Annotated in this window: 18 protein-coding genes; 13 read left to right on the forward strand and 5 right to left on the reverse strand. The window is 64.9% G+C overall.

Annotated elements, in window-relative coordinates; all coding sequences use genetic code 11:
• Positions 1-2 precede the first annotated feature (2 nt).
• The 6 genes from AXW67_RS39695 to AXW67_RS39720 all read left to right on the forward strand — a co-directional run bounded on the left by AXW67_RS39695 (position 3) and on the right by AXW67_RS39720 (position 5,676).
• Positions 3-2,816 carry a hybrid sensor histidine kinase/response regulator gene (locus AXW67_RS39695; protein WP_063678485.1) on the forward strand — a complete coding sequence of 938 codons (2,814 nt, stop codon included), beginning with the start codon at positions 3-5 and terminating at the stop codon, positions 2,814-2,816.
• 80 nt (positions 2,817-2,896) lie between these two features.
• Complete coding sequence (locus AXW67_RS39700; RefSeq protein WP_063682280.1) at positions 2,897-3,370, forward strand: chemotaxis protein CheW; 474 nt, start codon at positions 2,897-2,899, stop codon at positions 3,368-3,370.
• Between the two features lie 31 nt (positions 3,371-3,401).
• Complete coding sequence (locus AXW67_RS39705) at positions 3,402-3,788, forward strand: response regulator (RefSeq protein WP_027554928.1); 387 nt, start codon at positions 3,402-3,404, stop codon at positions 3,786-3,788.
• 47 nt (positions 3,789-3,835) lie between these two features.
• Positions 3,836-4,717: a CheR family methyltransferase gene (locus AXW67_RS39710; protein ID WP_063682281.1), complete on the forward strand. Its 882-nt coding sequence runs from the start codon at positions 3,836-3,838 to the stop codon at positions 4,715-4,717.
• A 2-nt stretch (positions 4,718-4,719) separates the two neighbouring features.
• Entirely contained in the window at positions 4,720-5,037 is a 318-nt protein-coding gene (locus AXW67_RS39715; RefSeq protein ID WP_027554930.1) for a hypothetical protein, read from the forward strand.
• A gap of 135 nt (positions 5,038-5,172) precedes the next feature.
• Entirely contained in the window at positions 5,173-5,676 is a 504-nt protein-coding gene (locus tag AXW67_RS39720; protein WP_027554931.1) for a response regulator, read from the forward strand.
• A 12-nt stretch (positions 5,677-5,688) separates the two neighbouring features.
• On the opposite strand, the gene AXW67_RS39725 is transcribed toward AXW67_RS39720, so the two are convergent.
• The gene (locus tag AXW67_RS39725) at positions 5,689-6,018 is read right to left on the reverse strand and encodes a hypothetical protein (RefSeq protein WP_063682282.1); all 330 of its coding nucleotides are present in this window, start codon (positions 6,016-6,018) and stop codon (positions 5,689-5,691) included.
• Between the two features lie 150 nt (positions 6,019-6,168).
• On the opposite strand from AXW67_RS39725, the gene AXW67_RS39730 reads away from it, so the two are divergent.
• Complete coding sequence (locus tag AXW67_RS39730; protein ID WP_027554932.1) at positions 6,169-6,804, forward strand: response regulator transcription factor; 636 nt, start codon at positions 6,169-6,171, stop codon at positions 6,802-6,804.
• A 164-nt stretch (positions 6,805-6,968) separates the two neighbouring features.
• Here AXW67_RS39730 and AXW67_RS39735 read toward each other — a convergent pair whose 3' ends face one another.
• From AXW67_RS39735 to AXW67_RS39745, 3 genes are all read right to left on the reverse strand, one after another.
• Complete coding sequence (locus AXW67_RS39735) at positions 6,969-10,559, reverse strand: PAS domain S-box protein (protein WP_063682283.1); 3,591 nt, start codon at positions 10,557-10,559, stop codon at positions 6,969-6,971.
• Positions 10,537-10,689, reverse strand: a complete 153-nt coding sequence (locus AXW67_RS39740; protein WP_245315896.1) for a hypothetical protein — start codon at positions 10,687-10,689, stop codon at positions 10,537-10,539. Before AXW67_RS39740 ends, AXW67_RS39735 begins: the two co-directional genes overlap by 23 nt.
• Before the next feature lie 217 nt (positions 10,690-10,906).
• The gene (locus AXW67_RS39745) at positions 10,907-11,623 is read right to left on the reverse strand and encodes a GntR family transcriptional regulator (RefSeq protein ID WP_063682284.1); all 717 of its coding nucleotides are present in this window, start codon (positions 11,621-11,623) and stop codon (positions 10,907-10,909) included.
• 96 nt (positions 11,624-11,719) lie between these two features.
• Between AXW67_RS39745 and AXW67_RS39750 the strand changes: the two genes are divergently transcribed.
• The 6 genes from AXW67_RS39750 (at position 11,720) to AXW67_RS39775 (ending at position 18,137) form a co-directional block, all read left to right on the forward strand.
• Positions 11,720-12,736: an ABC transporter substrate-binding protein gene (locus tag AXW67_RS39750; protein WP_063682285.1), complete on the forward strand. Its 1,017-nt coding sequence runs from the start codon at positions 11,720-11,722 to the stop codon at positions 12,734-12,736.
• Complete coding sequence (locus AXW67_RS39755; protein WP_063682286.1) at positions 12,736-13,497, forward strand: ABC transporter ATP-binding protein; 762 nt, start codon at positions 12,736-12,738, stop codon at positions 13,495-13,497. Before AXW67_RS39750 ends, AXW67_RS39755 begins: the two co-directional genes overlap by 1 nt.
• A gap of 11 nt (positions 13,498-13,508) precedes the next feature.
• Positions 13,509-14,372 carry an ABC transporter permease gene (locus tag AXW67_RS39760; RefSeq protein WP_063682287.1) on the forward strand — a complete coding sequence of 288 codons (864 nt, stop codon included), beginning with the start codon at positions 13,509-13,511 and terminating at the stop codon, positions 14,370-14,372.
• A complete protein-coding gene (gene araD / locus AXW67_RS39765; RefSeq protein ID WP_063682288.1) occupies positions 14,369-16,108 on the forward strand; it encodes an L-arabinonate dehydratase in 1,740 nt (579 codons plus the stop codon). The genes AXW67_RS39760 and araD overlap by 4 nt, the downstream gene beginning before the upstream one ends.
• Before the next feature lie 132 nt (positions 16,109-16,240).
• Positions 16,241-16,960 carry a ribonuclease activity regulator RraA gene (locus AXW67_RS39770; RefSeq protein ID WP_063682289.1) on the forward strand — a complete coding sequence of 240 codons (720 nt, stop codon included), beginning with the start codon at positions 16,241-16,243 and terminating at the stop codon, positions 16,958-16,960.
• Between the two features lie 85 nt (positions 16,961-17,045).
• Positions 17,046-18,137 carry an SMP-30/gluconolactonase/LRE family protein gene (locus AXW67_RS39775; RefSeq protein WP_063682290.1) on the forward strand — a complete coding sequence of 364 codons (1,092 nt, stop codon included), beginning with the start codon at positions 17,046-17,048 and terminating at the stop codon, positions 18,135-18,137.
• Between the two features lie 96 nt (positions 18,138-18,233).
• Here AXW67_RS39775 and AXW67_RS39780 read toward each other — a convergent pair whose 3' ends face one another.
• The gene (locus AXW67_RS39780; RefSeq protein WP_063682291.1) at positions 18,234-20,348 is read right to left on the reverse strand and encodes a S9 family peptidase; all 2,115 of its coding nucleotides are present in this window, start codon (positions 20,346-20,348) and stop codon (positions 18,234-18,236) included.
• Between the last annotated feature and the right edge of the window lie 6 nt (positions 20,349-20,354).

Below are 20,354 nucleotides of genomic sequence, written 5' to 3' on the forward strand. Positions count from 1 at the left end.
TCATGGATGATCTGTTGCGGGAGTTTTTGACGGAGACCAGCGAGAGCCTGGACACCGTCGACAATCAATTGGTGAAGTTCGAGCAGGAGCCGAACAACGCCAAGATCCTGGATAACATCTTCCGCCTGGTCCACACCATCAAGGGCACGTGCGGCTTTTTGGGATTGCCGCGTCTGGAAGCGCTGGCGCATGCCGGCGAGACCTTGATGGGCAAATTCCGCGACGGCATGCCGGTGACGGGGCAGGCGGTGACGGTGATCCTGTCCTCGATCGACCGCATCAAGGAGATTCTGGCCGGGCTCGAGGCCACCGAAGCCGAGCCCGAAGGGACCGACCGTGACCTGATCGACAAGCTGGAAGCGATGGTCGAGCAGGGCATGGCGGCGATGTCCGGCTCGGCGCAGCCGATGCCGGCCGCAGGTGCCGCGCCCGTCACTGAAGCGCCGCCGCTCGCGCCGGACGCCCCCGCCGCCGCGCCGGCAAAGGAGATGGCCACGGGCTCGCTGGTCGACCAGACGCTGGAGCGCCCCTTGCGCCCGGGCGAGGTGTCGCTCGACGAGCTCGAGCGCGCCTTCCGCGAGACCGCGATCGAAGTGCCGGCGCCGGTGGCCAAGGCCGAGATCAAGGCCGAGCCGGCGCCGGCCGCTCCGGCGCCTGCCGCCAAGGAAACGGCCAAGGAGAGCGCAAAGCCCGCCGCCAAGGCCGCGCCCAAGAAGTCGATGGCCGACGAGACCGCCGCCGAGGGCGACCGCGTCGCCAACCAGTCGATCCGCGTCAACGTGGATACGCTGGAGCATCTGATGACCATGGTCTCCGAGCTGGTCTTGACCCGCAACCAGCTGTTGGAGATCTCCCGCCGCAACGAGGACACCGAGTTCAAGGTGCCGTTGCAGCGCCTCTCCAACGTCACCGCCGAGCTGCAGGAGGGCGTCATGAAGACGCGCATGCAGCCGATCGGCAACGCCTGGCAGAAGCTGCCCCGCATCGTGCGCGACCTGTCGAGCGAACTCGGCAAGCAGATCGAGCTGGAGATGCACGGCGCCGACACCGAGCTCGACCGCCAGGTGCTCGACCTGATCAAGGACCCGCTCACCCACATGGTGCGCAACTCCGCCGATCATGGCCTGGAGACCCCGGCCGAGCGCCTCGCCAGCGGCAAGGGCGAGCAGGGCACCATTCGCCTGTCCGCCTATCACGAGGGCGGCCACATCATCATCTGCATCGCCGACAACGGAAGAGGCCTCAACACCGAGAAGATCAAGGCCAAGGCGCTCTCCAGCGGTCTCGTCACCGAGGCCGAGCTCGAGAAGATGAGCGAAGCCCAGATCCACAAGTTCATCTTCGCGCCGGGCTTCTCGACCGCGGCCGCCATCACCTCGGTGTCGGGGCGCGGCGTCGGCATGGACGTGGTGCGCACCAATATCGACCAGATCGGCGGCACCATCGACATCAAGTCGGTCGCCGGCGAAGGCTCGTCCGTCACCATCAAGATCCCGCTGACCTTGGCGATCGTCTCGGCGCTGATCGTGGAGGCCGCCGGCGACCGCTTTGCCATTCCCCAGCTCTCGGTCGTCGAGCTGGTGCGGGCCCGCGCCAACTCCGAGCACCGCATCGAGCGCATCAAGGACACCGCGGTGCTGCGCCTGCGCAACAAGCTGCTGCCGCTGATCCATCTGAAGAAGCTCTTGAAGATCGACGACGGCGCCGCCAGCGATCCCGAGAACGGCTTCATCGTGGTGACGCAGGTCGGCAGCCAGACCTTCGGCATCGTCGTCGACGGCGTGTTCCACACCGAAGAGATCGTGGTCAAGCCGATGTCGACCAAGCTGCGCCACATCGACATGTTCTCGGGCAACACGATCCTGGGCGATGGCGCGGTCATCATGATCATCGACCCCAACGGCATTGCGAAAGCGCTCGGCGCCTCCGGCTCCTCGGCCCATGACATGGCCGATGAAGCCTCCGGCCATCACATCGGAAGCGGCGAGCAGACCACCTCGCTCCTGGTGTTCCGCGCCGGCTCCAGCCAGCCCAAGGCGGTCCCGCTCGGCCTCGTCACCCGCCTGGAAGAGCTGCCCGCCGACAAGATCGAGTTCAGTAACGGCCGCTACATGGTGCAGTACCGCGAGCAGCTGATGCCGCTGGTCGCCATGGAGAGCGTCACCATCGCGAGCCAGGGCGCGCAGCCGATCCTGGTGTTTGCCGACGACGGCCGCTCCATGGGCCTCGTCGTCGACGAGATCATCGACATCGTCGAGGAACGGCTCAACATCGAGGTCGGCGGCTCCTCGGCCGGCATCCTGGGCTCGGCCGTGATCAAGGGCCAGGCCACCGAGGTGATCGACGTCGGCCACTTCCTGCCGATGGCGTTCGCCGACTGGTTCACCCGCAAGGAGATGAAGCCGTCGATGCACGCGCAGTCGGTGCTCCTGGTCGACGACTCCGCCTTCTTCCGCAACATGCTGGCCCCCGTCCTCAAGGCGGCCGGCTACCGGGTCCGCACCGCGGGAGGCGCGCAGGAGGCGCTCGCCACGCTCCGCGCGGGCCAGAACTTCGACGTGGTGCTGACCGACATCGAGATGCCCGACATGAACGGGTTCGAGTTCGCCGAGGCGCTGCGCTCGGACAACAATCTCGGTGCGATCCCGATCATCGGCCTGTCGGCGCTGGTCTCGCCGGCGGCGATCGAGCGCGGCCGGCAGGCCGGCTTCCACGACTATGTTGCCAAGTTCGACCGTCCCGGCCTGATCGCGGCGCTGAAGGAACAGACCGCGGGCGCCGCCGGCGCCTCCGAGCTGAGCCGGGCGGCGGCCTAGAGCATGATCCGGCAAAGTGTGAAGCGGTTTTCCGACGAGATCATGCTCAAACAAAACGCGGGCGGGAAGGAGATACGTCAATGAGCACCAAGACCCAGACCACCGAAGGCGCCATGGTCGAATACGTCACCGCGATGATCGGCGGCCAGCTGTTCGGCCTGCCGATCTCCCGCGTCCAGGACGTGTTCATGCCCGAACGCGTCACCCGCGTGCCGCTGGCCTCCCGCGAGATCGCCGGCGTGCTCAATCTGCGCGGCCGCATCGTCACCGTGGTCGACATGCGCGCCCGGCTCGGCCTGCCCAAGGCCGAGGACGGCAAGGTGCCGATGGCGGTCGGCGTCGACCTCCGCGGGGAATCCTATGGCCTGCTGATCGACCAGATCGGCGAGGTGCTGCGCCTGCCCGAGGACGGCAAAGAGGAAAATCCCGTCAACCTCGATCCCCGCATGGCCAAGCTCGCCGGCGGCGTCCACCGCCTCGACGGACAGCTCATGGTCGTCCTCGACGTCGATCGCGTCCTCGAGCTCGAAACCAAAGTGCAAATGGCTGCGTGAACCCCAAACACATCGAAGCCGGAGAACCAAAATGAAGACATGTTTGGTCGTCGATGATTCCAGCGTCGTGCGCAAGATCGCGCGCCGCATCCTGGAAGGTCTGGAATTCGAAGTCACCGAGGCCGAAGACGGCTCGAAGGCACTCGAGATCTGCCAGCAGAAGCTGCCGGATGCGGTGCTGCTCGACTGGAACATGCCGGTCATGGACGGCTTCGAGTTCATGGGCCACATGCGCCGCCTGCCCGGCGGCGATCAGCCCAAGGTCGTGTTCTGCACCACCGAGAACAACGTGGCCCATATCGCCCAGGCGCTCAGCGGCGGTGCCAACGAATACATCATGAAGCCGTTCGACAAGGACATCATCGCCGACAAGTTCGCCGAAGTCGGCTTGATCCCGGTCGGACAAGCCTTTGCCTGAATATCACTGGCCTGACTGTTCCCAGTAAAGCGTGCGAGAGGCTATCCGTGACCCCGACCGAGTATGAGTATCTGCGCAAGTTCCTGAGGGACCATTCCGGTCTCGACCTGTCTGCGGACAAGCAATATCTGATCGAGAGCCGCCTGCTGCCGCTCGCCCGCAAGACCGGGCTCTCGGGCATCACCGAACTCGTGCAGAAGCTGCAGGGCCTTGGATCGAGTGTGCTCGCGACGAGCGTGGTCGAGGCCATGACCACCAACGAGACCTTCTTCTTCCGCGACAAGGTCCCGTTCGACCATTTCCGCGACACCATCATGCCGGAAGTGCTGAAGGCGCGCGCGGGCCGCCGCAGCGTGCGGATCTGGTGCGCGGCCGGCTCGACCGGGCAGGAGCCCTATTCGCTGGCAATGTGCCTGAAGGAGATGGGCGCGGCACTCACGGGCTGGCGCGTCGAGATCATTGCGACCGACCTGTCGCAGGAGGTGCTGGAGAAGGCCAAGGCCGGCGTCTACAGCCAGTTCGAAGTGCAGCGCGGCCTGCCGATCCAGATGCTGGTCAAGTACTTCAAGCAGACCGGCGAGACCTGGCAGATCAATCCCGAGCTGCGTGCGATGATCCAGCACCGGCAGCTCAACCTGCTGCACGATTTCGCGCAGCTCGGCACGTTCGACGTCATCTTCTGCCGCAACGTGCTGATCTATTTCGACCAGGACACCAAGATCAACATCTTCAACCGCCTTGCCCGCCAGATCGAAGGAGACGGCTTCCTGGTGCTGGGCGCCGCCGAAACCGTGGTCGGACTGACCGATGCCTTCCGGCCGATCGCCGAGCGGCGCGGTCTCTACAAGCCGAATGACGCGCGTGCCGTGGCCGGCAAGCCGGTGCTCGCGGGCGCCGTGCCGCGCATGGCGGCGATAGCAGGACTCTAGAGATGGCCGAGGATGGAAAAGGTGCGGAGCGCGTCACGTTCAGCCGCGGCTATGATGTCTGCATCATGGCCATCGACGGCACTTGGCGCCGCGACTGCAAACTCAATGCGATTTCCGACACCGACGCCATCCTCACGGTTGAAGGCTCGATCCAGGGATTGAATCTGAAGGAGTTCTTCCTGCTGCTGTCGTCGACGGGACTGGCCTATCGCCGCTGCGAACTGGTGCGCGTCAACGGTGCCGAAATGGATATCCAGTTCCTGCGCGGCAAGAACAGGAAGAAGCGTGGCGCGACCAGCGGCCATGACGCGGTGGCCTGACGCCTGCCCGCCCTCCCTTTCCCGATACGTTGCTTCACATTTGCTAAAACATCCGATTGAATTCGCCGCAGTGGCTTTACGTGGCCTAAGCGCGGACCGTGTATCAAGTGTCGGTCTCAATCGCAGGGTACGGAAATGCCAAGAAGCTCTCTCTCCCCCATCCCGTCAAATCTGCCCGATGTTGCCGAGCGGCGCGCGCTTCAGCTGCTGGTCGTCGACGACGACGCCACACAGCGCAGCCTGATCGCGGTCGCCGCCAAGCAGGCCGGCCATGAGGTCACCGTGGCGCCGTCGGTCGCGGAGGCGATCCAGAAACTGCGGTCCGCGCGCTTCGACTGCGTGACGCTCGATCTCGTGCTGGAGGATGGCGACGGCATCGACGTGCTGCGCGAGATGGCGGAGGCGAAGTTCTCGGGCTCCGTGATCGTCGTGAGCGGCATGGACGGCAAGCGCCGCAGCGCCGCCCGCAGCTTTGCCCGCTCCGTCGGCATCGAGCTCCAGAGCCTGCCAAAGCCGTTGGATCTCGCCGCTCTGCGCATCAGCCTCGCCAATCTCGGCAAGACCGCGATGGGCCTGCCGGCGATCCACACCTGGGGCGGCGTCGCCACTGATGCGATCGTGGGGCGCCACCGAGCCTGATACGCGGAACCGCTATGCGGTCAGATGCAGCAGATCCGCCGCGCTGACCGCGATCTCCGCCGGCGCGCCGGTCTCCGACAGGCATTGCAGCGCCTGGTCGAGCCCCGCCCGGCAGGCGTTGAGGGCGGCGCTCGCCGTGGCATAGCGCGGAGTGATGTCGTCCAGCACGAAAACGTCGGCGGAACCCGCGGGATCGCCGTCATCCTCCTCAGCCATGGCTGCGTCGATCAGGCGCATGCTGCTCTCGATCCGTGCGATCAAAGAGCGAAGGTCGGCAGCGATCAACTGACGGCTGTCGATTTCGGACATCGTGACCGGGGGCGCGCTCGCAGAATTTAGCATGGATATTCTCCGTCTTCTGCAAATAGGCTCCATGCCGCTACTTGTGCGTTAAGTCCATGTCCCGTACAAATACGGGTGGGCCGAATCCGTGCCGAACGCCATAAACGTTGGCGCGGACGCGAGTCGCTTAATGCCAAATGGACGTGGCACATGGCCGAACAAACCTCTCGTAGCGAGATCTTCGTGGTCGACGACGACCCTGCCGTTCGCGACACCTTGTCGATGGTGTTGAAGGCGGCGGGCTATGAGGTGATCTGTTTCGCGGACGGCGCAGCTTTGCTCTCCGTCGCGCGAAGCCGAACACCGGCTGCGATCCTGCTCGACGTGCACATTCCCGGAAAGTCGGGCCTCGACATCCTCAGAGAACTGCATGGCGAGGATTATCCGGCACCGATCTTCATGATCTCCGGTCAAGGCGACATCGCCATGGCCGTGAGCGCGATCAAGAACGGCGCGCTCGACTTCATCGAGAAACCGTTCCGCGGCAGCGAGATCGTGAGCCGGCTCGAAGAAGCGATCGGCGCCTATGCACGGCGGCAGGCGGAGAATGCATCGCCAAAATTCGGCCAGCTGCATTTCCCCGGACGCGAGCCGTTGACGCGTCGGGAGCGCGAGGTGCTCGAGCAGTTCGCCTCCGGCGCTTCCAACAAAGAAGCCGGCCGTACGCTCGGGATAAGCCCGCGCACGATCGAGGACCACCGGGCCAACATCATGAAGAAGCTCGGCGCGCGCAATGCCGCCGATCTGATCCGCATCGTGATGACCGCGGCCCAGCGCGCGTCGTAGACGCTCGCGCTTCTCTCGTGCCCCGGACGCAGCGCGTCACCATAAGCGCGTCTTCGACGCACTATGGGGATGCGGCTGCCGAGCCAGGGCCTATCTCTCAATTCGGAGCATGACGTTCTGGGTCCCTGTGCTCGCGCTTCGCGCGTCCGGGACACGAGAGGGTCTCACCCCTCCAGCGCCTTGCGCAGGATCCGTGCGAGATCCGATTTGCGATAGGGTTTGGCCAGCAGCAGGACGCCTGAATCCAGCCGTCCGTGATGGATGATCGCATTCTCGGTATAGCCGGACGTATACACCACCCTGAGATCGGGCCGCGTCTTCGATAGTTCGTCGGCGAGCTGCCGTCCGTTCAGCTTGCCCGGCATGATCACGTCGGTGAAGAGCAGATCGAACGGCTTTCCGGCTGCGACGATTGCGAGCGCCTCCGCGGCATTTGCCGCCTGCAGCGTCACGTAACCGAGCGAATGTAGCTGCGCCAGCACGTAGTCGCGCACCAGCCGATCGTCTTCGACCACGAGAATGGTCTCGTGCCCGCCTTCGATGGTCGCCGGCGTCACGCCTTCGCCGACCGTCGTGGCGGTCTTGCCGGGCGGCAGATACATCTTGATCGTGGTGCCGTGGCCCTCCTCGCTGTAGATCTTGATGTGGCCTGCGGACTGCTTGATGAAACCGTAGACCATGGAGAGCCCGAGGCCGGTGCCTTTGCCGGGTCCCTTCGAGGTGAAGAAGGGATCGAACACCCTCGCCAGTATGTTCGCAGGGATACCGGTGCCGGTGTCGCTCACCGCGATCAGCACATAGTGCCCGGGCCGCACGTCGTTGACGCTGGCATAGATCTCGTCGAGATAGGCGCCGCCGGTCTCCAGGATCAGCTTGCCGCCGTTTGGCATGGCGTCGCGGGCGTTGAGCGCGAGATTGAGGAGAGCGGTGGTGAGCTGATTGGGATCGACGATCCCCACGCAGCTCTCGTCCTCGAACACGGATTCGATCTGGATCTGCTCGCCCAGCGTCGGCCGCAGCAGTTTTGCGGTGTCGATGATCAGTGAGTTGATGTCGATCTCGCGCGGTTGCAGCGGTTGCTTGCGCGCGAAGGCGAGCAGGTGCTGCGTCAGCTCCGCGCCGCGGGCGGCCGCCTCGTCGATCATTCGGGTGATGGCCGCGAGCTGCGGATCCTTCTCCACCGCCTCCGCCAGGATCTCGATCGTTCCGGTGATCACCGTGAGGATGTTGTTGAAGTCGTGCGCCACGCCGCCGGTGAGCTGGCCGACTGCCTCCATCTTCTCCGCATGGCGGATGCGTTCCTCGGCCGCGATCTTGTCGGTGAGGTCGCGGTAGAAGACGTTGAATAGGAGGCCCTCGCGGCGCTTCAGCGCCGTGACGCTCAGCTCGGCCTTGAACTCCTTGCCGTCGCGGCGCCGGCACATCAGCTCGCGGCGGCGGTCGAGCGTCTTGCCGTCGCCGGATTCCAGGAAGCGTTTCAACCCGGCCCGGATCCTCTCGCGATCGCTCTCGGCGATGATCAGATCGATCGTGCTCCTGCCCAGCGCCTCGTCGCGGTGCCAGCCGAACAGCTGCTCCGCCTGCGAGTTCCAGTTCAGGATGTTGCCGGCCTCGTCAGTCTGGACGAAGGCGTCGAGCGCGGTGTCGACGATGTTGCGCGCAAGCTGCTCGCTCTCGCGCAGGGATTCCTCCGCGTGCCGCGCCTCGGTCATGTCGCGCCCGACGAAAAAGAAACGCCTGGCCTGGTCCGACCAATTGCCCAGCCAGGACAGCCAGACCTCGCGTCCGTCCTTGTGCAGGCAGCGGGTGTCGGCGAGCTTGGGGTGCTTGCCGCGCCGGAGCACTCGCATCTCCTCGCGGGACTGCTCGAGATGGTCGGGGTGGATGAAATCTGCCCCGCTGCGACCGATCATCTCGTCCGGCCTGTAGCCGAGAATGATCTCGCTGCTCGGGCTGATCTGCACGATGCGACCACGCGAATTCATGATCAGGATCAGGTCCTGCGAGGCGTCGAAAAGCTGCCGCCGTTCCTCGAGCTGCTGCTGGAGCGCCCGCTCGGTCCGTCGTGCCTCGGTGAGGCTGCGGGCCGAGCCGGAGGCGCCGATGATCTCGCCCGACGGCCCCCTGATCGGCGACAGGCCGAGCGAGATTTCGACCGGCCTGCCGTCCTTGCGCAGGCGCACCGTCTCGAAACGTTCGATCGGATCGCCCCGGGCGATCCGGCTCAAATAGTCCTTGCCTTGCGCGCGGCGGTCGGGCGGGACGATGATCGAGGTGGATTTCCCGATCGCCTCATCCGCCGAATAGCCATAGAGGCGCTCGGCGGCGGGATTCCAGCCCGTGATGATGGCATCGAGCGTTTGCATCACGATCGCGTCGTCGGATGATTCGACGGCGGCGCTGAACAAGCGCTCGCGCGCGGCATGATGGCTTCGCGCGGCCTCGGTGCGCCGATGCTCCTGGATCTCGCGTTCGAGAGCGGCTGTTTTCGCCCGCGTCTCCTCGACCATCTGGGCAAAGGCCCGCGCCAGCACGCCCGTCTCGCCGCTGGCATCGACAGGAATTTCCGCCGGTCGTCCGCTGCCGATTGCCTCCACCGCCGCAGTCAGGCGCCCGATCGGGCGCGTCAATGAGCGCGCCAGCAGCACCGCGAGCACTGCCGCGGCGAGAATGGCAAGCACGCCGACCAGCAGGGAGGTTTTTTGAATGGCCGCCGGCACGCGGGCGAACACCGACGGGGGGACGGTCGCGATGATTGCGACCCATTCCTTGCCTGCCAGCAGCGCCGGTGCGATTGCCACGCCGCTCGGCCGGCCCGCCTTGTCGGTCATGAGCTCCGTGGAAACGTCCGGCGTGCCGGCCAGGGCCGCAAAAAATGGAAAGTCGTTGCGCCAGTTGGCGGGGTGGTCGTGCAATGAGCCGAATTCCCGCGCGCGATCGGGATGGACGAGATAGTCGCCGCGCGAATTCACGACGTAGATCTCGCCTCCCAAGCCCGCGGTCGAGCGGACGTGGTCGAGTGCCGGGCGCATGTCGATATTGGCGATGATGATACCGAACGGCTTGCCGTCCGCCGTGAACAGCGGCGTCGCGACACGCAGAGTCGGAATGTGAGGGGTCGTGGTCCCCCCCGCCCGGGTCGCGAGATCGATGGGCGAAACGTAAATCTCGCCCGGCGCCAGTCGAATCGTTTCCTGAAAGTAGGTTCGCTCGCTCTTGCGCTCCAGTTCGCCGTTGGGAACGATACGTGCCGCTCCATTCGGGCCGGAACGATCGACGCGGACCAGCTCGCGCTGGTCGTCATCAATGCCGATGACTCGAAACTGGCCATAGCTGGGCTTGGCCTCGATCTCGGCCGCCAGCCGCTCCGCGATGCGCTCGCGCCAGATCTGCTCCGAAACGCCGTCGAGGGCGTCGATGCCTCCACCAATGTGAGCACGGATCAGGCCGTTGATGGCCGCAGCGGAGCGATAGCCGAGTAGATCGCCGCGGGCTCCGGCAACGTAGGATTCAAGATTGCTTGCCAGCAGGCGTGATTGGGCCTCGACCCGCTCCAGGACCCGCGGAATCACGGCTTGCGTGAGGTTGCGATAGCCCAGCCAGCCGACTGCGGCCACGGTCACCGCCACCAGCAGGATCATCGCGATAGCCAGCCGTGTCGCAAGCGTCATGGGACTATTCGCATTGCTTCCCGAATAGCCGCGCCGTTTCTGACCAGAAAGGCGGTCTTTGTCATCGGCGGCCGGCGCTGACATCGCGAGCCTCTGGCCGGGCCGTCGTCAGGCAGTCGTCGACCGCCGCGAGCAGCGCCTCGGGCCGGAACGGCTTCTGCAAGCTCGCCACCACGCCGAGCTCGGTCGCCATCTTCAGGAGGATGTAGGCCAAATTCCCGTCCTCCAAGCCCGATGGGAGGTCCAACTCGATCGTTGGAATCGACGCATCAATACGAAATTGTTGCGCGGATTCTGTCCGGCCCGCAAGCGCTTCGCGACCGAAACAGCTCCTCCTGTGGTGCGACCCGGGACCAGACCTTCGTCCCGTATGTGCACGCTCGCGTGCACAGCGCGGTATGCCAAGACCAAGGGCCCGGCGCGCAGCGGCTTCAGTCGGTCAGATATTCCGGATAACGGGCGCGGATCTTGTCCAGCTCGCTGAGGGTGCCCGACAAATGCGTGCGCAAATGCTGCTGCGCGGCATTGGCATCGGCTGCCTCGATCGCGCGTGTGATCAGTCTATGGTGTCGCAAAATGTTCTGGGCCTTGCCCGGTGAGGGCAGATGCAGCCGGCGCAGCCGCTCGATATGCCCGCTGCGGCTGCGCACCAGCCCCCAGAGGTCCTGCTTGTCCGCGGCAGCATAGAGCTGCGCATGGAATTCGTTGTCTCCAGCCATGAAGCCTTCGTAGTCGCCGGCCTTCGCGGATTGCTGCTGCTGCGCAATCATGTGGTCGAGCCGACTGATCAGGGCCTTGTCATGATGCTCCGCGAGCAGCCGCACGATCTCGAGCTCGAGCGCCTGGCGCAGGAAATGCGCCTGCTGGGCGCGACCGACATCGACCCGGCTGACGACGGTCGCGTGCTGCGGAAACACGTCGACCAGCCCTTCTTCCTCGAGCCGCATCAGGGCATCGCGAACCGGTGTCGAGCTGACGCCGAATTGGCCGGCGAGCTCCGCGCGCGACAGCGGCGAGCCCGGCGGCAGTTCCAGGGCGATGATTGCATTGCGCAGCCGCTCGAACACTTGCGGCGCGGCCTGGCGGGCCCGATCGAGCCGTGCGCCGGGGCGCAGCACCGAGCGAGGCGCGGTGTGGGGGTGTTCCATGGTGGCTCCCGCGGACTTGCCTTTGATGCACTAATATATTAGTGCATCAGGGCGGTCAACGAACGCCGCCGCCTCCCGGGAAGGAAACGCACAACAATGATCAGCCATCTCCGTCACAGCCTTGCCGCGGCCGCCGTGCTCGCAGGCCTGTTCGCGTCCGCCCCAGTGCAGGCGCAGCAGAAATCCGAGATCGCGCTGTCGCGTCAGCCCGGCATTTTCTACATGCCGAGCCACATCATGGAGAAGCGGAAGCTGATCGAGAAGCACGCCACGGCGCTCGGCGTGCCCAGTGTCACCACCAAATGGATCACCTTCTCGGGCGGCGGCGCGCAGACCGACGCGCTGCTCGCGGGCGGCGTCGATATCCTCAACACCGGTACCGGCAATCTTCTGCTGCTGTGGGATCGTACCCGCGGCGGGGTCAAGGGCATCGTCGCGACCTCGGCGCAGCCGATGACGCTGATCAGCCGGGATCCCAACATCAAGTCGATCAAGGATTTTGGTCCGGCCGACAAGATCGCGGTGCCGACGGTGAAAGTCTCCACGCAGGCGATCGTGCTGCAGATCGCAGCCGCCGAAGCGTTCGGCGCCGACCAGTGGTCGAAGCTCGATGCCAACACGGTGCAGCTCGGTCACCCCGACGCCTATGCGGCGCTGTCCAATCCCAAGCACGAGGTGCACAACCACTTCTCGATCCCGCCCTTCACCTTCCTGGAGCTGAAGAATGTTCCGGGAGCGCATGTCGTGCTGAACTCGCCCGACGTGATGGGCGGGCCGCTCAGCCAGGCGCAGTTCTTCACCACGACCAAATTCGCCGACGCCAACCCCAAGATCATCCAGGCGGTGCGCGACGCGACCAAGGAAGCGCAGGACCTGATCCGCAGCGACACCAGGCAGGCCGTCGAGATCTACAAGGAGATCACCGGCGACAAGACCTCGGTGGAGGAGCTGCTCGATCTCCTGAAGGAGCCGGGCATGATGGAGTGGAATCTCGAGCCGCAGGGCACGATGAAATTCGCCGCGCATCTGTTTCGGACCGGTACGCTGAAGACGCAGCCCAAGGCGTGGACGGACTATTATTTGCCGGTCGCGCACGATCTGAAGGGCAACTGATGGCGCTGCTCGATGTCAGCGGGGTGACGCTGCGCTACAAGACGTCCAGCGCCGTCGTCACCGCCACCGAAAAGGTCTCCTTCACCGTCGACAAGTCCGACCGCTTCGTGCTGCTCGGGCCGTCCGGCTGCGGCAAGTCGACCCTGCTCAAGGCCGTCGGCGGCTACATGCTGCCGAGCGAGGGCCGCATGGCGATCAACGATCGCGAGATCCACGGCCCCGGCGCCGACCGCATGATGATCTTCCAGGAGTTCGATCAGCTCCTGCCCTGGAAGAGCGTGCTTGCGAACGTGATGTTTCCGCTTCTGACGGCGCGGCGATTGCCGCGCAAGGAGGCTGAGGCACGCGCGCGGGCCTATATCGAGAAGGTCGGGCTCACCCGCGTGATCGATGCCTATCCGCACACGCTGTCCGGCGGCATGAAGCAGCGCGTCGCGATCGCGCGTGGCATGGCGATGGAGCCGGATATTCTCCTGATGGACGAGCCGTTCGCAGCGCTCGATGCGCTGACACGCAGAACCTGCCAGGACGAGCTGCTCCAGCTCTGGAGCGAGACCAAATTCACCGTGCTGTTTGTGACCCATTCGATCGCGGAGGCGATCCGGATCGGCAATCGCATCCTGCTGCTGTCGCCGCATCCCGGCCGCGTCAAGGCCGAGGTCGTCGATGTCGATCGGGTCTCGAACGAGGACGGCAGCGCCGGCCGGCTGGAGAAGGAGATCCACGATCTCCTGTTTGCGCAAGCCGAAACGGCGCATTGAGGGAGCCTGCCATGGGCGAAGCGAGAATTCTGCTGCGGACCGCGCCGGCCGCTACAATCGCCGGTGCCGGCGAAGTCGAGCGCAAGCTCGGCGTGCTCGAGCTGCTCTGGAACGACGGCTTCGTTCGCAAGACCGTCATCATCCTTGTTCTGGCCGCGATCTGGGAAGCCTACGGCGTCTATCTCGACAATCCGCTTCTGTTCCCGACGCTGCACGACACCTTGATCACGCTGTTCGAGCGGATCAAGGACGGCACCATTCCGATGCGGGCCTGGACCTCGCTGAAAGTGCTGTTCATGGGCTATTCGGCCGGCATCGCGCTTGCCGCCATTTTCACCGTGCTCGCGATCTCGACCCGTATCGGCACCGACTTCCTGGAGACGGTGACGGCGATGTTCAATCCGCTGCCGGCGATTGCGCTGTTGCCGCTGGCCCTGATCTGGTTCGGGCTCGGCAATGGCAGCCTCGTCTTCGTGCTGATCCATTCGGTGCTGTGGCCGGTCGCGCTCAACACGCATTCCGGCTTCAAGAGCGTGTCGAACACGCTGCGCATGGTCGGCCGCAATTATGGCCTGCGCGGGCTGCCCTATGTCGCGAAGATCCTGATCCCGGCCGCCTTCGGCTCGATCCTCACCGGCCTGAAGATCGGCTGGGCGTTCGCCTGGCGCACCCTGATCGCGGCCGAGCTCGTGTTCGGCGTGTCGTCGGGGCAGGGCGGGCTCGGCTGGTTCATCTTCGAGAACCGCAACCTGCTCGACATCCCCGCCGTCTTCGCAGGACTATTGACCGTGATTATCATTGGGCTCTTTGTCGAGAACCTGATCTTCCGCGCGATCGAGCGGAACACCGTCCAGAAATGGGGCACCCAATCATGACCAAGAAGAAAAAGACGCCCGGCCAGCTCCGCAGCGCGCGCTGGTTCGCGCCTGACGATCTCCGCTCGTTCGGCCACCGCTCCCGCACCATGCAGATGGGCTACGCGCCGGAAGAGTGGAAGGACCGCCCGATCATCGCGATCCTCAACACCTGGTCTGACGCCCAGCCCTGTCACATGCACTTCAAGTCGCGCGTCGACGACGTCAAGCGCGGCATCCTGATGGCCGGCGGCCTGCCGCTCGAGCTGCCGGCGCTGTCGCTGTCGGAATCGCTGCTCAAGCCGACCACCATGCTCTACCGCAATCTGCTGGCGATGGACGCGGAGGAGTTGCTGCGTAGCCATCCCGTCGACGGCGTGGTGCTGATGGGTGGCTGCGACAAGACCACCCCGGCGCTGCTGTTAGGTGCCACCTCGATGAACATTCCCGCGATTTATCTTCCGGCAGGTCCCATGCTGCGCGGCAACTGGAAGGGCAAGACGCTCGGCTCCGGCTCCGACGGCTGGAAGTACTGGGACGAGCGGCGGGCGGGAAAAATCTCCGACAAGGACTGGGTCGACATCGAAGCCGGCATCGCCCGCAGCTACGGCACCTGCATGACCATGGGCACGGCCTCGACCATGACTGCGATTGCGGAAGCGATCGGCATGACGCTGCCGGGCGCCTCCTCGATTCCGGCGGCCGATGCCAACCACATTCGCTTGGCTAGCGAATGCGGCCGCCGCATCGTCGAGATGGTGTGGGAGGATCTGACGCCGAAGACGATCCAGACCCGCAAGGCTTTCGAGAACGCGATTGCAGTAGCGATGGCGATGGGCTGCTCGACCAATGCGATCATCCATCTGATCGCGCAGGGGCGCCGTGCCGGCCAGGATATCGGGCTCGACGATTTCGAGAAGGCGAGCCGCGAGGTGCCCGTGATCGCCAATGTTCGGCCGAGCGGCGATGCCTATCTGATGGAGGATTTCTTCTATGCCGGCGGCCTGCCGGCGTTGATGGGCCAGATCAAGCCGCATCTGCATCTCGACTGCATCACGGTGACCGGCCGGACACTCGGCGAGAACATCGACGGCGCCGAAGTCCACAATGACGACGTGATCCGCTCGATCGACAATCCCATCTACAAGGAAGGCGCGCTCGCCGTGCTGAAGGGCAATCTCGCGCCCGACGGCTGTGTCATCAAGCCGAGTGCCTGCGCGCCGCGCTTCCTCAAGCATACGGGACCGGCCCTGGTGTTCGACGATTATCCGTCGATGAAGAAGGCGGTCGACGATCCCAACCTCGATGTCACCGAGGAGCACATTCTCATCCTGCGCAATGCGGGGCCGCAGGGCGGGCCGGGCATGCCGGAATGGGGCATGCTGCCGATCCCGACAAAACTCGTGAAGCAGGGCGTGCGCGACATGGTGCGCATTTCGGATGCGCGCATGAGCGGCACCAGCTACGGCGCCTGCATCCTGCATGTCGCACCCGAATCCTATGTCGGTGGCCCGCTGGCGCTGGTGCAGAACGGCGACCGCATCACGCTCGATGTCGAAGCGCGCACCATCAATCTCGACGTGCCCGAGGCAGAGCTCGCCAAGCGCCGCGCCGCCTGGAAGCAGCCCGAGCGCCGCTTCGAGCGCGGCTATGGCTGGATGTTCTCCAAGCACATCATGCAGGCCAATGACGGCTGCGACTTCGATTTCCTGGAGACCGGCTTCGGCGCGCCGATCGGCGAGCCGTCGATTTACTAGCGCAACTGTCATTCCGGGGCGCCGCAAAGCGGCGAGCCCGGGATCCATTGCTCCGCAGTCCGTGCTGCTCGATGGATTCCGGGCTCGCGCCAAGTGGCGCGCCCCGGAATGACGAAGAAGAGAGAGAGCACAATGTCAAAACTCAGCGACGCCACCCGCAACAAGCTCAAGACCGTCTCGACAGCCACCGTCGCCACCGCGCTGTTCAAGCGCGGCCTGCGCATCCAGATGATCCAGGACGTGCATCCCCTCGGTCCGGATCAGCCGACCATGGTCGGCGAGGCCTTCACGCTGCGCTATATGCCGGCGCGCGAAGACCTCAACACCATCGACGTGTTCCGCGACCACTCTCATCCGCAGCGCAGGGCGGTCGAGGACTGCCCGCCCGGCGCAGTGCTGGTGATGGACAGCCGCAAGGACGCGCGCGCGGCCTCCGCCGGCGCGATCCTGGTGACGCGGCTGATGAAGCGCGGCGTCGCCGGCGTCGTCACCGATGGCGGCTTCCGCGATTCCGCCGAGATCGCAAAGCTCGGCTTCGCAGCCTTCCATCATCGCCCGAGCGCGCCGACCAATCTGACGCTGCACCAGGCGATCGAGATCAACGTTCCGATCGGCTGTGGCGACGCGCCGGTGTTTCCCGGCGACGTCATCCTCGGCGACAGCGACGGCGTCATCGTGATCCCCGCGCATCTCGCCGACGAGATCGCCAACGAGACTTTCGAGATGACTGCGTTCGAGGATTTCGTCACCGATGAAGTCGGCAGGGGCCGCGGCATCTTCGGTCTCTATCCGGCTACCGATCCGCAGACGATGACCGATTTCGCGGCGTGGCGGAAGAAGAACGGCCGCTGATCCGGGATCGGATCAATCCGCATCGACACGGAGAGGCCGGTCCACGCGGGGGCCCGGTCTCAAAATCAATCAGGGAGGAACTCAAATGAACTTGTCACGACGCGATCTCTTCGCCGGTGCTGGCGCGGCGGCGGCCTCGATGCTGCTGGCGCGCAGCGCGGGTGCGCAGTCTTTCCCCTTCATGCCCAACCAGCGCTATCCGGACCCCGCCGTCCAGATCCTCGATCCAAGCTTCGCAAAATATCGGCTCTATTCCTCGACGCTGGAGCAGGTCGCAACCGGCATGCGCTGGGCCGAAGGGCCGGCCTATTTCCCGGAGGGCGGCTATCTCCTGTTCTCCGACATCCCCAACAACCGGATCATGAAGTTCGACGAGAAGACCGGACAGACCAGCGTGTTCCGCAGCAATGCCAACTACGCCAATGGCAATGCGCGTGACCGCCAGGGGCGCCTCGTCACCTGCGAGCACTCCGTCACCCGCCGCATCACCCGTACCGAGAAGGACGGCAAGATCACGGTGCTCGCCGACAAGTTCGAGGGCAAGCGGCTGAACGCGCCGAACGACATCGTGGTGAAGTCCGACGACAGCATCTGGTTCACTGATCCGACCTTCGGCATCAATGGCGAGTGGGAGGGCAAGAAGGAAAAGCCCGAGCAGGCTACCACCAACGTCTACCGCATCGCCAAGGACGGCAAGCTCAGCGCGGTGCTCACCGATCTCGTCAATCCGAACGGGCTCGCCTTCTCGCCGGACGAGAAGAAGCTTTACATCGTCGAATGGAAGGGCACGCCCAATCGCAGCATCTGGAGCTACAACGTCGGCGACGATGGCAGCCTCAGCGGCAGGACCAAGCTGATCGACGCCGCCGACCAGGGCTCGCTCGACGGCTTCCGTGTCGATCGCGACGGCAATCTGTGGTGCGGCTGGGGCTCGAACGGCGCGCTGCAGGCCGAGCCGACGGATGTCGGTGGCCGCAGGGTGTTCCAGCTCAGGGGCAAGCCGGAGGATCTCGACGGCGTGTTGGTGTTCAACCCCGAAGGCAAGCCGCTCGCTTTCATCAAGCTGCCCGAGCGCTGCGCCAACCTCTGCTTTGGCGGCCCCAAGAACAACCGCCTCTACATGGCAAGCTGCCACTCCGTCTATGCGCTCTACGTGGAAGCGCACGGCGCGGTGTGAGGCGGGAGACCATCTCCAACCGCAGACCGTCGCCTCGGATCGAGGCACGAAGCCGGTGACTCTTCGCCTCTCCCCGCAAGCGGGGAGAGGCGAAGATCACGCCTCCGCCATGCCCGCCGCCCACAGCGCAAACGCATAGACGATCGCAACCTCATCCAGCCGGTCGAAGCGCCCCGAGGCGCCGCCGTGGCCGGCGCCCATGTTGGTGCGGAGCAGGACCGGGCCGCCGCCGCTCATGGTGGCACGCAGGCGCGCGATCCATTTGGCTGGCTCCCAGTAGGTGACGCGCGGATCGGTCAAGCCGCCCATCGCCAGGATCGCCGGATACTCCTTTGCCGCGACATTGTCGTAGGGCGAGTAGGACAGGATCGTCCGAAAATCCTTCTCGCTCTCGATCGGGTTGCCCCATTCCGGCCATTCCGGCGGCGTCAGCGGCAGCGAGTCATCGAGCATGGTGTTGAGCACGTCGACGAACGGCACTTCGGCGACGATGCCGGCGAACAGCTCGCCGGCGCGGTTGGCGACCGCGCCCATCAGCATGCCGCCGGCCGATCCGCCATGGCCGACGATGCGCTTGGCGCTGGTGTACTTCGCCTCGATCAGCGCGCGAGCGCTCGCGGCGAAATCATCGAAACTGTTGGTCTTCTTCTCGCGCTTGCCGTCGAGATACCAGCCCCAGCCCTTGTCGGCGCCGCCGCGGATATGGGCGATGGCGTAGACGAAACCGCGATCGACGAGTGAGAGACGATTGGCGCTGAAGGAGGCCGGCATGGCCATGCCATAGGAGCCGTAGCCGTAGAGCAGCAGCGGCGCCGCGCCGTCGAGCCTCAAGCCGCGCTTATGGAGAATCGAGACCGGCACCTCGGCGCCGTCATGGGCTTTCGCCATGATGCGCGTGGTGACGTAGTCGGCAACGTCGTGGCCGGACGGAATCTCCTGGCGCTTGCGCAAGACGCGCGTGCGCTTTGCCATGTCGTAGTCATAGACCTCCGACGGCGTCGTCATCGACGAATAGGAGAAGCGCAGATTGGTCGTCTCGAACTCGTAGGAGCCCATCGTGTCGAGCGAATAGGCGGCCTCGTCGAAGGCGATCGCGTGCTCTTCGCTCGAGGCGAGATCGCGAATGATGATCGCCGGCAGCGCATTGGCGCGCTCCAGCCGCACCAGATGGCCGGCATAGAGATCGAGGTCGATGACGTAGATGCCCGCGCGATGCGGGATCAGATCGCGCCAGTTTGCCCGCTCGGGCGAGGCCAGCGGCGCCGTGACGATCTTGAAGTCGATGGCGTCGTCGGCATTGGTGAGGATGAAGAGCTCGTCGCCGCGGTCGGCGAGCGAATATTGCACGCCCTCCTGCCGCGCCGCGACCAGTCGCGGCGGCGCCTCGGGATTGTCGAGATCGATCAGTCGCTGCTCGGAGGTCTCGTGGTCGCCGCCGGCGATCACACAGAAGCGGCCGCTGGTGCTCTCATGCAGATGCGTGAACCAGCCCGCATCCTGCTCTTCATAGACGAGGGTGTCGTCGGCCTGCTTTGTCCCGAGCCGGTGGCGCCACACCTGCATCGGGCGGTGATTGTCATCGAGCTTCACATAGAAAAAGCTTCTTGCGTCCTTGCTCCAGACGATGCCGCCGTCGGTCTCCTCGACGACGTCGTCGAAATCCTTGCCCGTGGCCCAGTCGCGCACCCGGATCGAAAAATATTCGGACCCCTTGGTGTCGGCGCTCCAGGCCTGAAGCTTGTGGTCGGGCGAGTGCCTGCTGCCGCCGAACTTGAAATATTTGTGGTCCTTGGCGAGCGCATCGCCGTCGAGCACGATATCGGCCTCGCCGCCGTTGCGCGGCATGCGGCCGAACAACTCGTGCTGCCCGCCCTCGCGAAACTTGCGGAAATAGGCGAAGGAACCGTCGGGCGAGGGGACGCTGGAATCGTCCTCCTTGATCCGGGAGCGCATCTCGCGCACCAGCGTCTTCTGCAGCGGCGACGTGTGGCCGAGCAGGCTCTCGGTGTAGCCGTTCTCTTCTTCCAGATATTTGCGGATGTCGCCATCGAGCACCGCGGGATCGCGCAGCACCTCCTGCCAGTTCGCGTCCTTCAGCCAGGCGTAATCGTCAGTGACGGTGATGCCGTGGCAGGTAAAGGAGTGCGGCCGTCGCGGCGCGACGGGCGCGGTCTCGGTCTTGCTGGCGGTCTTGCTCGTGGTCTTGGGCAAATCGAT

The sequence above is a fragment of the Bradyrhizobium neotropicale genome, assembly GCF_001641695.1.
Classification (GTDB): Bacteria; Pseudomonadota; Alphaproteobacteria; order Rhizobiales; family Xanthobacteraceae; genus Bradyrhizobium; species Bradyrhizobium neotropicale.